The 13,894-nt window shown below is 72.1% G+C and carries 16 protein-coding genes; 6 read left to right on the top strand and 10 right to left on the bottom strand.

Annotation, left to right across the window (positions count from 1 at the left end; genetic code table 11):
- Nucleotides 1–133: 133 nt before the first annotated feature.
- Nucleotides 134–1,312, bottom strand: a complete 1,179-nt coding sequence (locus tag AC0NZQ_RS14630; RefSeq protein WP_474530610.1) for an FAD-dependent monooxygenase — start codon at nucleotides 1,310–1,312, stop codon at nucleotides 134–136.
- A gap of 172 nt (nucleotides 1,313–1,484) precedes the next feature.
- Between AC0NZQ_RS14630 and AC0NZQ_RS14625 the strand changes: the two genes are divergently transcribed.
- Nucleotides 1,485–1,925, top strand: coding sequence for a VOC family protein (locus tag AC0NZQ_RS14625; RefSeq protein ID WP_474530609.1), 441 nt, complete (start codon nucleotides 1,485–1,487; stop codon nucleotides 1,923–1,925).
- A 3-nt stretch (nucleotides 1,926–1,928) separates the two neighbouring features.
- Here the strand turns inward: AC0NZQ_RS14625 and AC0NZQ_RS14620 are convergent, their stop codons facing one another.
- Nucleotides 1,929–2,909, bottom strand: a complete 981-nt coding sequence (locus AC0NZQ_RS14620) for a glycosyl hydrolase family 18 protein (RefSeq protein WP_474530608.1) — start codon at nucleotides 2,907–2,909, stop codon at nucleotides 1,929–1,931.
- Entirely contained in the window at nucleotides 2,909–3,232 is a 324-nt protein-coding gene (locus tag AC0NZQ_RS14615) for a hypothetical protein (RefSeq protein WP_474530607.1), read from the bottom strand. The genes AC0NZQ_RS14620 and AC0NZQ_RS14615 overlap by 1 nt, the downstream gene beginning before the upstream one ends.
- Before the next feature lie 138 nt (nucleotides 3,233–3,370).
- Between AC0NZQ_RS14615 and arr the strand changes: the two genes are divergently transcribed.
- The gene (arr, locus tag AC0NZQ_RS14610) at nucleotides 3,371–3,778 is read left to right on the top strand and encodes an NAD(+)--rifampin ADP-ribosyltransferase (RefSeq protein WP_474531406.1); all 408 of its coding nucleotides are present in this window, start codon (nucleotides 3,371–3,373) and stop codon (nucleotides 3,776–3,778) included.
- A gap of 253 nt (nucleotides 3,779–4,031) precedes the next feature.
- On the opposite strand, the gene AC0NZQ_RS14605 is transcribed toward arr, so the two are convergent.
- Complete coding sequence (locus AC0NZQ_RS14605; protein WP_474530606.1) at nucleotides 4,032–5,477, bottom strand: MFS transporter; 1,446 nt, start codon at nucleotides 5,475–5,477, stop codon at nucleotides 4,032–4,034.
- Between the two features lie 52 nt (nucleotides 5,478–5,529).
- On the bottom strand, nucleotides 5,530–6,534 hold the full coding sequence (locus AC0NZQ_RS14600) for a DMT family transporter (protein WP_474530604.1): 1,005 nt from the start codon (nucleotides 6,532–6,534) through the stop codon (nucleotides 5,530–5,532).
- Nucleotides 6,535–6,575: 41 nt separating this feature from the next.
- On the opposite strand from AC0NZQ_RS14600, the gene AC0NZQ_RS14595 reads away from it, so the two are divergent.
- Together AC0NZQ_RS14595 and AC0NZQ_RS14590 are read left to right on the top strand one after the other, a co-directional pair.
- Nucleotides 6,576–7,061, top strand: coding sequence for a MarR family winged helix-turn-helix transcriptional regulator (locus AC0NZQ_RS14595; protein WP_474530603.1), 486 nt, complete (start codon nucleotides 6,576–6,578; stop codon nucleotides 7,059–7,061).
- A gap of 90 nt (nucleotides 7,062–7,151) precedes the next feature.
- Nucleotides 7,152–8,051, top strand: a complete 900-nt coding sequence (locus tag AC0NZQ_RS14590; RefSeq protein ID WP_474530602.1) for a PAC2 family protein — start codon at nucleotides 7,152–7,154, stop codon at nucleotides 8,049–8,051.
- Nucleotides 8,052–8,074: 23 nt separating this feature from the next.
- Here AC0NZQ_RS14590 and AC0NZQ_RS14585 read toward each other — a convergent pair whose 3' ends face one another.
- A complete protein-coding gene (locus AC0NZQ_RS14585; RefSeq protein ID WP_474530601.1) occupies nucleotides 8,075–8,959 on the bottom strand; it encodes an SDR family oxidoreductase in 885 nt (294 codons plus the stop codon).
- Between the two features lie 84 nt (nucleotides 8,960–9,043).
- Between AC0NZQ_RS14585 and AC0NZQ_RS14580 the strand changes: the two genes are divergently transcribed.
- Nucleotides 9,044–9,613, top strand: a complete 570-nt coding sequence (locus AC0NZQ_RS14580) for a TetR/AcrR family transcriptional regulator (protein ID WP_474530600.1) — start codon at nucleotides 9,044–9,046, stop codon at nucleotides 9,611–9,613.
- A gap of 28 nt (nucleotides 9,614–9,641) precedes the next feature.
- Here AC0NZQ_RS14580 and AC0NZQ_RS14575 read toward each other — a convergent pair whose 3' ends face one another.
- Together AC0NZQ_RS14575 and AC0NZQ_RS14570 are read right to left on the bottom strand one after the other, a co-directional pair.
- Nucleotides 9,642–10,289, bottom strand: a complete 648-nt coding sequence (locus AC0NZQ_RS14575) for a LuxR C-terminal-related transcriptional regulator (RefSeq protein WP_474530598.1) — start codon at nucleotides 10,287–10,289, stop codon at nucleotides 9,642–9,644.
- Entirely contained in the window at nucleotides 10,241–11,368 is a 1,128-nt protein-coding gene (locus tag AC0NZQ_RS14570) for a sensor histidine kinase (RefSeq protein ID WP_474530597.1), read from the bottom strand. Before AC0NZQ_RS14570 ends, AC0NZQ_RS14575 begins: the two co-directional genes overlap by 49 nt.
- Before the next feature lie 139 nt (nucleotides 11,369–11,507).
- On the opposite strand from AC0NZQ_RS14570, the gene AC0NZQ_RS14565 reads away from it, so the two are divergent.
- Nucleotides 11,508–12,092, top strand: coding sequence for a phosphoribosyltransferase family protein (locus tag AC0NZQ_RS14565; RefSeq protein ID WP_474530596.1), 585 nt, complete (start codon nucleotides 11,508–11,510; stop codon nucleotides 12,090–12,092).
- Between the two features lie 25 nt (nucleotides 12,093–12,117).
- Here AC0NZQ_RS14565 and AC0NZQ_RS14560 read toward each other — a convergent pair whose 3' ends face one another.
- Together AC0NZQ_RS14560 and AC0NZQ_RS14555 are read right to left on the bottom strand one after the other, a co-directional pair.
- On the bottom strand, nucleotides 12,118–12,318 hold the full coding sequence (locus tag AC0NZQ_RS14560) for a hypothetical protein (protein ID WP_474530595.1): 201 nt from the start codon (nucleotides 12,316–12,318) through the stop codon (nucleotides 12,118–12,120).
- Nucleotides 12,319–12,339: 21 nt separating this feature from the next.
- Complete coding sequence (locus tag AC0NZQ_RS14555) at nucleotides 12,340–13,716, bottom strand: serine hydrolase (RefSeq protein WP_474530594.1); 1,377 nt, start codon at nucleotides 13,714–13,716, stop codon at nucleotides 12,340–12,342.
- Nucleotides 13,717–13,894: the final 178 nt, after the last annotated feature.

The following is a 13,894-nucleotide window of genomic DNA, read 5'->3' as shown; positions in this document are numbered from 1 at the left end:
ACGCACGAACCTGCTCAACGATCCACTCCCGACAGCTGCGCTGGCGCGCCCGATGATTCGTCCGAACTATAGGTCGAATTCACATCGAATCTCTAAGTCGGTGCGCAAGAGGGAACAAAGTCCCGGCTGGCGGCTATCGGCGGTCCGAAACCTCGGCGTAGTCCGGCAGCTCCGGCCCACCGACGGCCACCTCGATGATCGGCATCATCTCGGCCATCTCCTCCTCCGTCGGTGGCGCCGGGTCGGCGGCGGTGAGCATCTCGACGTGCAGGCGTCCCATCTGCTGGTTCGCCTCGACGTAGGGGCGCATGCGCTTGTCGAACCGCGCGTAGCCGACGGCCGGGTCCCAGTCGGCGGCGGCGAGCTCGCCGGCGAGCAGGTAGGCACCGACCAGCGCCATGCCCGTGCCACCGCCGGACATCGGCGACGCGCAGAAGGCGGCGTCACCGAAGAGCCCGATGCGCCCGGACGACCAGCGGTCCATGATCACCTGCGCGACCTGGTCGAGGTAGAAGTCCGGCGCCGCCTCCATATGCGCGAGAATGCGCGAAGTCTCCCAACCGAGTCCGGCCAGCTGCTCGCGCGCGAGCCACTGCTGGGCGGCGACATCCCGATGGTCGATGGCACCGTCAGGAGCGGGGAACGACAGGAACGCCATGGCCTGCTCCGGGTTCGGCAGCGGGCGCAGTCCCACCGATCGGCCACCGTCCTGGTGGTCGAGCAGCCAGCGGTCGACGCCGAACTCGTTGGGCACGGTGAAGAACGCGAGCGCCATGCCGAGATGGCGGACGAACCGCTCCCGCGGCCCGAAGACCAGCGACCGCAGCTGCGAGTGCAGGCCGTCGGCACCGATGACGAGGTCGAAGCGGCGCTGCGTGCCGCTCGCCAGGACGACGTCGACGCCGGACGGGTCCTGCTGCACCGACGCGATCCGGTCGCCGAAGACGTACTCGACGTGATCGCGGGTGTCGTCGTACAGCAACCGGGAGAGATCGCCCCGCAGGATCTCGATCTCGGCGATGTAGCCGTCGCCGTCGTTGTCCTCGGCGCGGTAGGTCTGCAGCACCGTCCCGTCGGCCGCGACGGTGTGCCCGCCCGCCGTGTCGGTGCACGCGGCACGGACCTCGGCGTCGAGATCCATGCGCCTGATGACCTCCTTGGCCACCCCACGGGCGTCCACCGCCTGTCCGCCCGGACGCAGTCCGTCGGCGATCTCGACCACCGTCACCTCGGCGCCACGCCGCTGCAGCCAGTGCGCCAGCGCCGGGCCGCCGATGCTCGCGCCCGCGATCAGCACCCTCGCCTCAGCCATCCGCTACCTCTCCTCGATCGGTCCTGACCTTGCGTCGATCGGCGAGCGGCCGGATCAACACGGGCCGCGGGAATCGTGCCACCTCACCGTCACGGCAGGGGCGAGCTGGGCCTGCAGGCGACGCGCCGAGAGTATGACGGCGCGTCACAGCAATCGGGGGCAGGATGCACCTGTGACCTTCGTGAAGCGCTTCGACCACGTCGGCGTGACCGTGGCCGACCTGGAGACCGCGATCGCCTTCTTCGTCGACCTGGGCCTCGAGGTCGTCGGGCGTGACACCGTCGAGGGCGACTTCGTCGACACCGTCTGCGGCATCCCGGACTCTCGCTGCAACATCGTCATGCTCACCGCGCCGGGCGAAGGCGCCAAGCTCGAGCTGTCGCAGTTCGAGCGCCCCGACCACGAGCCAGGCGACCCCGACGCCATGCCCAACGTCCTCGGCCTGCGCAACGTCTGCTTCGAGGTCGTCGACCTGCACGGCGCGGTCGAGCGGGTCGCCGCATCGGGCTACGGCCTGGTCGGTGGCATCGGCGAGTACGAGGGCATCTGGCGGATGGCCTACATCCGCGGCCCCGAGGGCCTCATCGTCTCGATCGCCGAGCGGATCTCCTGACCGCTAGCGCAGTCGGTCCGAGAGTCCCAGCACCCAGAGCGCGAGCCCGGAGAGGCGCTGCGAGCGGGCGAGCGCGACGCGCTCGGTCCAGGAGCGCCGATCCGACCACCACAGCGTCGAGCCGTCGGCCAGCCGCGCCGTCCACTCCCCCGCGCGAGCGTTCCAGCGGGCACGCGAGCCCGCGAGCGACCGTGCCTGCGCCACCGACAGCTGGACGTTCTCGTGCGGTCGCCAGGCGTAGCCGTATCCGGCGACGCCCAGTTCGATCTTGCGACGCGGCACGTCGCGAACCAGCGCCGCCAGACCGGCGCGCTGCCAGCCGAGGGCCCCGATGGGGCCCGGGGTGTCCTCCCACGGTCCGTGCTGGTCGTAGGCCATCAACGTCACCCGGTCGACGTGCTTGGCGATCGCGCGCAGGTCGTAGCCGTTGGCCCGGTACCCGGCGCGGCTGGTCGAGGTCATCACGGCAATGGAGAGACTCGCCCGCTTCGGCAGTGACGTCGCCAGGGCACGGACGAAGGCGGTGAGCCCGGCGGTGTCCCGTCGGGAGAGCGATTCGAGGTCGACGGCGATGCCGTCCCAGTGGCGCCGCACGACATCGGCCGCGAGCGAGCGGACGACGGCCGCACGATGTCGCGCGCTGGCGAGCAGCCGGTGCGCGACGGGTTCGCTGAAGTCCCCGATCCGCTCGGAGTAATTGCTGACCAGCAGTTCGGCACGCAGGTGCCTGCGATGCGCCCGCACCCGTTGCTTCTCGGCGTCGGCGTCCGGCCGCCCGACCGTCGCGCCGTTCTCGGCGACGAGCACCCCGTCCACGCCGACGACCGAGATCGCCGCGGCGCTGCGATTGATGAGGGACGGCCGGTCACCGGCGAGCTGGTAGGCGGTGACGGGGAGGCGCCGGGCGGCGTCGGCGGGCAGGCTGCCGGAGAGCACCAGCAGCGGGACGACCGCGAGAACGGGCCAGCGCCGCAGCGGGCTCATCAGAACGAGGTGTCGCTGCGGTCGGCGAGGGCGTAGGCCGCGCCCGAGGCGACCGCGGTGACAGCGAGGACCGACGGCCACGCACCGATCTTCTTGGCCAACCCGTGCGAGCCGCCGAAGGCACCGAGATAGGTGCCGAGCAGGACGCCCATCACGCCGGGCCCGGAGGAGCGCAGCCAGGACCGCGCGCTCCAGGCGCCGGCACCGGCGAGGACGACCCCACCCAGCTCGCGCCGGCCGCTGTAGCGGGCGGCGGCGAATCCGCCGACGAGGCCCGCCGCGACGATGGGGGCAGTGGGGGTGGAGGAACGGTGGCGCGCCATGGCCCAGACGCTACGCCCGCCGGACGATTCGATGCTGGCCGTCGTGCTCGCACGCGGCGCGCGAAGGCCCTAGTGTCGCGGTCCGTGACCGAACCTGCCGAGCCCCGCGTCGCCGTCACCGTCGACAACTGCGGCAAGATCCGCGGTCCGTTCCTGCATGGGACGCGCGCCGAGCTCCGACCCGGTGACGAGATCGTCGCCGGTCGCGAGTCCAACTTCGAGGCCGGCCGGATCATGAAGAACGTCTACTTCACGACGCGGATGGAGACGGCGGCCTGGGGCGCGCAGCTCGCCGCCGCGCTCGGCGGACTCGACGACCGAGGCCACGTCTACGAGGTGGTCCCGACCGGCCCGTTCGAGGACGACCCGAACGTCACGGACAAGAAGTTCCCCGGCAATCCCACCGAGTCCTACCGCACCCGCGAGCCGCTGCGGGTGGTCCGTGAGGTCACCGACTGGACGCCACATCCGGCCGAGGCACTCGCCGCCATGCTCGCCGGGCTGGAGACGCTGCGTGCCGAGGGCCGGGCCGTCATCTACGACTGACATCTACGACTGAGTCGCAGCGCACCGAGGACGCCCGGCTCGGGGCGCCCTCGGTAGGCGCTGCGGCGCCGGCATTTTTCTGTCCCGTGTTCTGCACCCGAATACGGGTGCAGAACACGGGACGGGTAGGGCGACCGTCCGTGGGCCTCGGCTCGGGCCGCGGCCGGCAAGTCGACCGCGCCCGGTCAGTGGGCCACGCCGGTCAGTGGGCCACGCCGGTCAGTGGGCCACGCCGGTCAGTGGGCCACGCCGGTCAGTGGGCGGCGTCGGCCCGCGCCTTCATCGGCAGCATGAAGGTGAAGAGAAAGCCCAGCGCGACCGGCACCAGGCAGGCCCAGGCGGTGACGGCCAGGGCGTGCGTCGACAGGTGCGGCCCGAAGGCGGCGAAGAAGATCGTGCCGAGCGCCGCGACGCCGACGGCGGTGCCGAGCTGCTGCACCGCCTCCAGGACGCCGGAGGCGGAGCCGACCTCGTGGTCGGCGACGGAGGCGATGATGAAGTCGAACATCGGCCCTGCGGCGAAGCCGGCGCCGATGCCGACGAGGGCCAGTCCGGGCGACAGCGCGAGGGTCGAGGCGGTGAGCGTGCCGGTGACGGTGAGCGCGAGCACGATCGTGCCGGCGGCGATGAGGGTGAAGCCGATGTGCAGCAGGTGTCGGCCGAGTCGCTGAGTCAGCGACATCGAACCGAACATCCCGGCCATCATGCCGGCGATCATCGCCATCAGCGTGAGCCCGGCGTGCACGGGAGAGAAGCCCATGCCGAGCTGGGCGAAGAGGCCGACGCAGAGGATCAGGCCGCCGAAGGCCGCGCCGAAGCTGAGCAGCACGGTGAGGCCGCTGAGGTAGACGCGGTTGCCGAGCAGGCTGCGCTCGATGAGCGGGTCGCTGGTGCGGCGCCGCTCCCAGAGGGCGAAGGCCGCGAGCAGCGCGGCGCCGACGCCGAGCAGGACGAAGGTCCATGCCGGCCAGCCCTCGGACTGGCCCTGGATGAGCGGGTAGATGATCGCGGTCAGCGCGCCGCCGACCAGCAGCATGCCGACGACGTCCAGCTTCATGCCGGGGTGCGAGATCGTGCGGGGCAGGACCTTCAGGGCGCCGAGGAAGCCGGCGACGCCGATGGGGACGTTGATGAGGAAGACCAGGCGCCAGCCGGTGCCCCAGAGGTCGGCCTCGACCAGGACGCCGGCCAGCAGCGGCGCCACCAGGCCCGAGAGCGCCAGCATCGGCCCGAAGAAGGCGAAGACCTTCGGCATCTCGTCCTCGTCGAAGGCCTCCTTGATGAGCGCGATGCCCTGCGGGATGAGGGCGGCCCCGAAGGCGCCCTGCAGCACGCGGCAGACGATGAGGACGGCGATGTCGGGCGAGACGGCGCAGACCGCGGACATCAGCGTGAAGCCGGCCGAGCCGATGAGGAACATCCGGCGACGGCCGACCATGTCGCCGAGCCGGGCGCCGGTGATGAGGAAGATGGCGAACGCCAGCGTGTAGCCGGCGCTGAGCCACTGCAGCGTGCTGTCACTGCCGCCGAGCTCGGCTCGGATGGACGGGCCGGCGATGTTGACGATCGTCGCGTCCATGAGGTCCATGACGTTGGCGATGACGACGACGGCGAAGACGAGCCAACGGACGGGATTGCGGGTCGAGCCCGCGGACGGGTCGGGGGCCGCGGTGGCGGCCGGGGTGAGTGCGGTGGTCATGAGCTGCCCTCCGGGTGGGGCGGCGGTGCCCGTGCGGGCGGTGCCGGAGTACCTACCGGGAAGGTTCGACCGGGGCGCTGGCACCGCACGTGCACAGCGCTGGCACGGGAACCTGCGCGCTGACAGCCGCTGTCAGCGGCGGTCGGCCCAGCGCGCCCGACCGACGCAGCGCCCCCGACCGACGCAGCGCCCCCGACCGACGCAGCGCCCCCGGCCGGCCCGACGAGCGCGTCGCGACGGCGATCCCGGCGAGGGTCAGGGCGATGCCCGCACCCTGCTCCCACGTGAGCCCCTCCCCCGCGACGAGCGCTCCCAGGGTGACGCCGGTGAGCGGGTTGAGGGTGCCGATGACGCCGACGGTTCCCGTCCGCAGCCGGCTCAGCCCGGCGAACCAGCAGACATTGGCCACCGCCGTGGCGACGACGGCGCAGAAGACCATCGCCAGGACACCGCTCGGGGACAGTCGCGGCGGCTCGCCCTCGACAGCGATCGCGGCGACAGCCAACATGACGCCGCCGGCGACCAGCTGCCACGCCGTGGTGGCGAGCACGGGCAGTTCTCCGCGCCACCGCGTCGCCAGCACCGCGCCGACCGAGGAGAGGACGAGGGCGGCGAGGGAGGCCGCGATGCCGAGCGGCGGCAGCTCTCCCGACGCGCCGCCGACGAGCAGCACGACGCCGACGACCCCGGCGAGCGCCCCGACGCCGATCCGAGCGGTGGGCCGGTCGCCGGCCAGCAGCCAGCCGAACCCGGCGAGCGCGACCGGGCTCAGCGACATCACCGAGGCGGCCACATTGGAGGGCAGCAGCTGCGCGGCGAGGTAGACGAGCAGGAAGAACGCACCCACGTTGAGCAGCCCGAGCACGGCCGCCCGCCACCACCACGAGCCGCGGGGCAGCCGTCGCGTGAGCGCGAGCAGCAGCAGCCCGGCCGGTAGCGCGCGCAGCGCCGATCCCCACAGCGGCGAGTCCGCGGGGAGCCACTCGCGGGTGACGACGTAGTTCGCGCCCCAGGCGATCGGTGCGACCGCGGTGACGGCATGCCATTTAGCTTCCACGGAAGCAACTATATCGCTTCCATGGAAGCTAACATCGCAGGATGGCTGATCGCGTCGACGAGATCCAGGCTGCATGGCGCCGCGAGCGGCCCGATCTGGACGTGAGCCCGCAGGCGGTCTTCGGCCGGCTGCACCGGCTCGCCGACCGGCTACGCGACGAGCTGATCGCCGGGTACGCGGAGTTCGGCCTCGGCGAGGGCGAGTTCGACGTCATGGCCGCGCTGCGCCGAGCCGGCGAGCCGTTCGAGATGGCCCCGTCGGAGCTGGCGCGGTACACGATGGTGACCAGCGGGGCCGCCACCAAGCGGCTCGGCCGGCTCGAGCGCGCCGGCCTGGTCGAGCGGCGCGCCAGCGAGGTCGACGGCCGTGGCAAGATCGTCCGGCTCACCGAGGCCGGCCGTCGGCTCATCGACGAGGCCTTCACCGCACACATCGCCCGCGAGCATCGGCTGCTCGAGGCGCTCCCGACCCGTCAGCGCGAGCAGCTGGCGTCCCTGCTGCGGGCCTGGGGCGACGCACTGCAGTAGGCCTGCAGCCGCAGCCCGTCGACGTGACGTTCGCCGCCGGCGAACCGCGGCACTGCCCCACCACAGGCGCCGGGAGGGGAAGATGGGCGGGTGACGCTGGATCCCGAGGAGCTCTTCGAACTCGACGCCGACCGTCCCGACCTCTCCGGGACGGTGCTGCTGCACATGCTCGACGGCTTCGTCGACGCCGGTGCCGCGGTGCAGCTCGTGCGCCGCACCCTGCTCGACGACGACGCGCCAGTCGTGGCGCGCTTCGACATCGACCAGCTCTTCGACTACCGCGCCCGGCGCCCCGTCATGCGCTTCGACGTCGACCACTGGGCCGACTACGACACCCCGCAGCTCGCGGTCCACCTGCTGCACGACGGCGACGACACGCCGTATCTCGTCCTGACCGGACCGGAACCGGACGTCCAGTGGGAGCGCTACGCCGCCGCGGTCGCCCTGCTCGTCGAGCGTCTCGGCGTCCGTCTCGTCGTCGGCTTGGACGCCTTCCCGATGTCCGTCCCGCACACCCGGCCGACCCCGATCATCATCCACGGCTCACGGCGTGAGCTCTTCGCCGACTACCGCGCCTGGCTGGGACAGATCATGGTGCCGGCGAGCGCCACCCACCTCGTGGAACACCGCCTCGGCCAGGCCGGCGCGGATGCGCTCGGGATTGCCGCGCCCGTCCCGCCGTACCTGGCCCAGACCGAGTTCCCGACCGCGTCGATCGCGCTGCTGCGCGAGGTCGGCGCCCGGACCGGACTGCGCCTGGACACCTCCTCCCTCGAAGCGGCGGAGGAGATCAACCGCAAGGCCATCCAACTGCAGGTGGCGGCCTCCGATGAGCTGCAGACGATGGTCGCCGCCCTTGAGGAGCAGTACGACTCCACCGCCGCCGCGACCCGCGAGACGCTGGACGAAGGCAGCCTGCCCAGTGCCGACGAACTCGGCGCCGAGCTGGAGCGCTTCCTGGCCGACGAATCCCGCGGCGACCAGCCCTGAGCCGCCCCCCACCCGCGCTCATCTCAGGGCTGCAGGTTCTCCAGGTCGGCGAGCAGCCGCGGGTGGGTCGGCGTCCAGCCGAGCCGCTGCCGGGTGAGACGGCTCGATGACGGCTGGTCCATGGCGAAGACGGGGCCGAGCGGGCCGAAGTGTTCCAGCGACATGGCCCGGACCGGCAGGCCGAGGCGGCGCCCGATCACCGTCATGATGTCGACCACCCGGTCTCCCTCATCGTCCACGGCGTGCCAGCAGGTCCCTGCCGGCGCCGATTCCAGCGCCAGCCGGAACAGCGCGGCGGCGTCGAGCGCGTGGCCGGCCGGCCAGCGCTGCTCGCCGTCGCCGGGGTAAGCCGCCACCCCCGACTGTCGCGCGAGGTCGGCCATCAGCCCGGCGAAGCCACCCCTGCCCTCGTGGTGGACGGTCCGCGGCATGCGCACCACCGACACCCGTACGTCGCGGTCGGCCAGGGCGAGCAGGGCGTTGATGGCGTGTCCCCGTCCGGCCAGCGAACCGGCGATGACCGGCGTCGGGTCGTCCTCGGTGGACGGCCGGCTGCCCGTCTGCGGGGTACCCGACACCGCGGCGATGGGCTTGCCGCTGCCGACCAACGCCTCGCCCAGCGTCGCGATGGCGGCCACCTCCTCACCGGCGGCCCGCTCGATGGACTCGATCGTGGTGAAGTCGTGGTCGAAGGCGAGATGGACGACGCCGTCGGCCTCGGTCGCCGCCCGGGCCAGGACATCGAGATCGGCGAGGCTCCCCCGGACGGGTTCGGCACCGGCACGAGTGAGGGCCTCGGCGGAGGAGTCAGAGCGAGCGAGGGCGAGGACGGTGTGACCGTGGCCGAGAAGCTCGGCCACCACGGCCGACCCGATGAGGCCGGTGCCGCCGGTGACGAAGACGCGCAAGGGATACTCCAGAAGTGATGGGATAGTTGTCCCGTCACCGTAGCACCGTCACGGGACAAGTGTCCCATCACTTAGACTGGGCGCATGGGACGGTGGGAACCGGGAGCACGTGACCGCATGGTCGTGGCCGCGGTCGACCTCTTCACCGAGCAGGGTTACGACGCGACGACGGTCGCGCAGATCGCCGAGCGGGCCGGCGTCACCAAGAGCACCTTCTTCCGGCACTTCTCGGACAAGCGCGAACTCCTCGTCGCCGGGCAGGAATCGCTGTGCCAGTTGCTGCGCGAGGGCATCGCCGAGACGCCGGAGGGCGCTAGCCCCCTCGACGCGGTCGCCGCGGGCTTGCAGCGGGCATCGTCGCTGATGGGACCGCAGAACCGCGAGCTCGGGCCGCGCCTCAAGGCCGCCGTCGCGGCCAGCACCGAGCTGCAGGAGCGCGACGCCCTCAAGAGCGTGGGCCTGGCCGCGGCGATGCGCGAGGCGCTGGTGGCCCGCGGCGTCCCGGACCCGACGGCGCAGCTCGCCGGCGAGCTCGGCGTGCTGGCCTTCAAGCGCGGCTACGCGGCGTGGTCCGAGGGATCCGACGACGGCGAGCTGGCCCCGCACACCCTCACCGCGCTGCGTGAGCTGCGCGAGGCCAGCGCCTCACTCTGAGCGCCACTGTTCCCCGATCGCGCGGGGGTCAGCCGTTGAGGAAAGCAAGGACGGCCAGCACGCGCCGGTTGTCGTCCTCCGACGGTGGCAGTCCGAGCTTGGTGAAGATGGCGGCGGTGTGCTTGCTCACCGCCTTCTCGGTGATCACCATGGCGGCGGCAATCGCGGCGTTGGAGCGTCCCTCGGCCATGAGGCCGAGCACCTCGCGCTCGCGCGGCGAGAGCGTGGCGAGCGGGCCGCCGGCGGTCGAGCGTCGCGAGAGCAGCTGGGAGACGACCTCGGGATCCATGGCCGTGCCGCCGGCCGCGACCTGACGGACGGCGTCGACGAACTGCGCGACGTTGAAGACACGATCCTTGAGCAGGTATCCCACTCCGCCGGATCGGTCGGCCAGCAGCTCGCGCGCATAGAGCTGCTCGACGTATTGCGAGAGCACGAGCACGGGCAGTCCCGGCTGCTCGCGTCGCGCCGCGATCGCCGCTACCAGACCCTCGTCGGTGAAGGTCGGTGGCAGTCGGACGTCCACCACCGCGATGTCGGGGCGGTGGCTCGCGAGAGCCCGCTGCAGGGACGGTCCGTTGTCGACGGCCTCGACGACCTCCAGGTTGTGAGCCTCGAGCAGCCGGATCAGCCCGTCGCGGAGGAGGGCGAGGTCTTCGGCGAGGACGACGCGCACGGCAGCACCATCACGATCTCGGTCGGCCCGCCCGGCGGGCTCATGACATCCAGGGTTCCGTCGAAGGCGGCGAGTCTTCGCGCGATTCCGCGCAAACCCGAGCCCAGCAAGGCGTCGGCGCCACCGCGACCGTCGTCGACGACACGCGCGGTGAGCAGGTCGTCCTCGTGCGCGACGTGGACGGTGACCCGGCTGGCACCGGCGTGCTTGGCGGCGTTCGTGACCAGCTCGACGAGCGCGAAGTAGGCGGCCGACTCGACGGGGTCGGGTAGCCGTCCGGGGATGTGCAACTCCAGCTCCACCGGCAGCACCGAGCTCAGCGAGAGTGCCCTCAGCGCCCCGGTCAGACCCCGATCGGCGAGGACGGGCGGATGGATGCCGCGCACCAGGTCGCGCAGCTCGGCCAGGGCGTCGCTGCCGGCCGTCCGCGCCTCGGCGAGCAATGTGCGGGCGGTCTCGGGGTCGTGCGCGAGCAGCTCCTCGGCCAGGGCCAGGCTCATGCCCAGGGAGACCAGCCGGGCCTGCGCGCCGTCGTGCAGATCCCGTTCGATGCGACGCAGCTCGGCGGCGCTGGTGTCCACGGTCTCGTTGCGAGACGCGGTGAGCTGCTGCACCCGCAATGCCAGCCGGCTCTTCGCCGACACCGAGAGCAGAGCCACGTCCAGGCGCCGGTGCAGGCGCCCGGCCAGCCCCACCGGCAGCCACCAGAAGAGCAGGTCGAGCAGCGCCTCCACCACCGCGACGCAGGCCAGAGCCAGGCCGAGGACACCGTCCACGAGCAGCCACCAGAGGTCACGGCGGGAGGCGGGGTCACGCACCACCTGACCGAACTGCGTCAGCAGGTGACCCTCGATGCGCAGGTACGGCGACTCGTCCACCCCGACGAGGCGGCGCCGGTACGACGCCGTCCGCCGGGTGAGCGTGGCGACCTCGATCGTCAGCGGGATGCCGATCCAGACCGCCACGAGCGGCAGCGACGTCACGGCGAGGACCACGAGCACGAGGCTGCAGACCGCCAGCAGCAGTGATCGCAGCGCCCACAGCAGGGCGTCGACACGGCGACGCAGCGGGTTGATCACGGCTCCATCCTCGCCGATACCGCCACCCCCGACAGTGGACCTACCTCCCCGGTGTGGCGGCACCGGAGACCCGCGCGGGCAGGTCGCCATCGGTTCACGTGAACCGATGTCGGTTGGTGCGGCTCGGGAGGATGAGACGGTGGGAGCGAAAGATCGGGGTCCGCGGCCGCAACCTGACCCCGCCGCCGAGCTCGTGGCGGACCTGCGTCGACACTTCCGCTGGCGCGGCGACGCCACCAACCGGTCGTACGCCGCTGACCCGACCGGATGGTGGGCCGATCCGTCGCTGCTCAACCGGCTGGGGCCTGCCCTCGGCCGCCTCGGCGCCATCCGCCCCGATGCCGTCATCGGCGTTCAGTCCCGCGGCACGCTGCTCGGTGCTCTCGTCGCCGCGCACCTGCGCGTCGGCCTCGTCGAGGTGTTCAAGGATCACGAACCGTTCGCCGACAGCGAGCGCTGGGCGACCGCCTTCACCCCGCCGGACTACCGGGACCGGACGCTCCGACTGAGCGCCCGACAGGAACACCTGGGCGCGGGACGCCGCCTGCTCTTCGTGGACGAGTGGGTGGACACCGGCGGCCAGGCCACTGGCGTGAAGTCCCTCGTCGAGGGCACGGGCGCGACCTGGCTGGGCGCGGCCGTGGTCGTCGACGCTCTGGCCGACGCCCGGCTGCGGCGAGACCTCGGTATCGGCTCGCTGCTGCGGCTCCGCGACCTGTCGTGAGACCGGCGGCGTCCTTCCGAAGTGGTTACTGCTCCGACAGCGGCATCGGCCCGTAGACGACGTCCTCGCCGTCGAGCAGCGTCACCTGGGCCACTCCGGCGTCGGCGAGCTCGCGCCAGTTCTCCCCCAGCCAGCTCTCGGCGTCGGACTGGTTGCCGTGCTGCGGCGACTCCGGTTCAGTCGCCACCGCTCCGTCGGACTGTTCCAGCCGCCAGGTCCAGGTCATGGGGGTTTCCTTCCCGGCGCGTCAGCGGGCGGCGCGCTCGATGTCGTCGATGCGGTGACCGAGCCGGGCGAGACGTTGCGTGTAATCCACGGTGGGTGTCGTCGCCGGCCGTTCGGCGTCAACGTACTGGGTGCCCAGATTGGTGAAGACCGACACCACGTAGTGCCTGCCGCCGTGGCCGGGCAGCGCGCGAACGATGCCGGCGTCGTTGGCAGAGTTGCTCACCCAGCCGGTCTTGTGCGCGAAGGTGACCTCCGCGTGAGCGTTGCAGGGGCGGACGTCCTGCCCGAAGTCCTTGCCCTCGACGGTGACGGTGCCGTCGCCCGCGATCCAGCGCGGCGCGATCCGGGAGGGGATGCCGGCGGCGGGGTAGCTGCGACCGCACCAGTTCGAGGTCGTCAGCTGGTCGTTCCAACCCTGCTGCCCGAGGGTGGCGAGGAACAAGCGGCGGCTGCTCTCCCGCAGCGGGGCGCCGACCGATTTCCCGCCGGGCGTGCGCCATGCATCGCGGGGCGCGCCCCCGATGAGAGCCAGCAGCTTGGCGGTGTCCAGCGAGGACATCGTCAGCGAGTTCGTCCAGTTCCCGCCGTTGCGCGGATCGGTGCCGGCGAGCCGGAGCGTGGGCAGGCCGAGCGCCCGGAACGTCGCATTGAGCGGGTCGACGGCGTCGTGATCCCACAACAGCTTGATCAGCGCGCAGGCCGAGGCGTTGGACGACTCGGTGATGGCCCTGTCGATGAGGGTCCGCACCGTCGCCGTCGAGGCGTCGCCGCAGAGCGAGTTCAGGACGACCGGCCGGTAGTCGTAGAGCTGGTCCAGGCGGACGCTTCCCGAGTCCACCAGCCGGAGCACCCCGAAGGTGGCCATGACCTTGATCAGCGACGCCGGGTACGGGCTCATGAAGTCCAGCGGGGCGTGCTCGCGGCCGGCGACAATGTCGACGCTGCCCCGGCCGTGGTCGAGGTACCAGCCGTCGTCGTCCCACTCGCGGTAGCGGACGGCGTCGCCACCGAGGTCGCGCGTCAGCGGGACGATCACGCCGCGCGGGTACTGCGGGCTCATCAGAACGTTCGCGGCGGCGACCGGGTGGCCGCTCCGGTCGAGTTCCAGGACGGTCGCGTCGACCTGCGGCTGCTGACCGATGGGGCGAGCCGCGGCCACCGCCCTCGCTCTCGCGGGTCGTCCCTGCCGCTTGTCGACCAGCCTCCGCTGCGGGGCGGTGACGGGGTCGGTGTCCAGGACGCGTTCCAGGTGGACGTCCCGCAGCGCGTGGCGCAGCTGCTGCGCCAGCACGGTCGAGCGATCCTGCGGTCGGCTCGGCGCGGGCGTGGCGGTGGCGGCGGGCGCCACCGGGATCAGCAGCGCGACGAGGACACCAGTGAGACGACGGAGACGCACGAAGGCCATCCTGTCCGATTCACCACGGTTTGTCGCGCACCCGGCCGCGGCGGGGTTGGCCCATCCCGGCCGCGGCGGGGTTGGCCCCATCCGAGCGCGGTCACCGGTCCGTCCCCACCGCGCCGGGGTGGGGCCAACCCCAGCGCGGGCGCGGGCTTCTGCAGGCCGAGGCTGAGTC

It is taken from the genome of Jatrophihabitans sp. sgz311053 (assembly GCF_056135305.1).
This window is presented reverse-complemented; position numbering and strand designations above follow the sequence as displayed.

Excerpts from the sequence above, each read along its gene's own strand:
- AC0NZQ_RS14580 (WP_474530600.1), top strand. The coding sequence starts at position 9,044 with ATGGGACGGTGGGAACCGGGAGCACGTGACCGCATGGTCGTGGCCGCG.
- AC0NZQ_RS14620 (WP_474530608.1), bottom strand. The coding sequence starts at position 2,909 with ATGAGCCCGCTGCGGCGCTGGCCCGTTCTCGCGGTCGTCCCGCTGCTG.
- AC0NZQ_RS14560 (WP_474530595.1), bottom strand. The coding sequence starts at position 12,318 with ATGACCTGGACCTGGCGGCTGGAACAGTCCGACGGAGCGGTGGCGACT.
- AC0NZQ_RS14605 (WP_474530606.1), bottom strand. The coding sequence starts at position 5,477 with ATGACCACCGCACTCACCCCGGCCGCCACCGCGGCCCCCGACCCGTCC.
- AC0NZQ_RS14615 (WP_474530607.1), bottom strand. The coding sequence starts at position 3,232 with ATGGCGCGCCACCGTTCCTCCACCCCCACTGCCCCCATCGTCGCGGCG.
- AC0NZQ_RS14595 (WP_474530603.1), top strand. The coding sequence starts at position 6,576 with ATGGCTGATCGCGTCGACGAGATCCAGGCTGCATGGCGCCGCGAGCGG.
- AC0NZQ_RS14630 (WP_474530610.1), bottom strand. The coding sequence starts at position 1,312 with ATGGCTGAGGCGAGGGTGCTGATCGCGGGCGCGAGCATCGGCGGCCCG.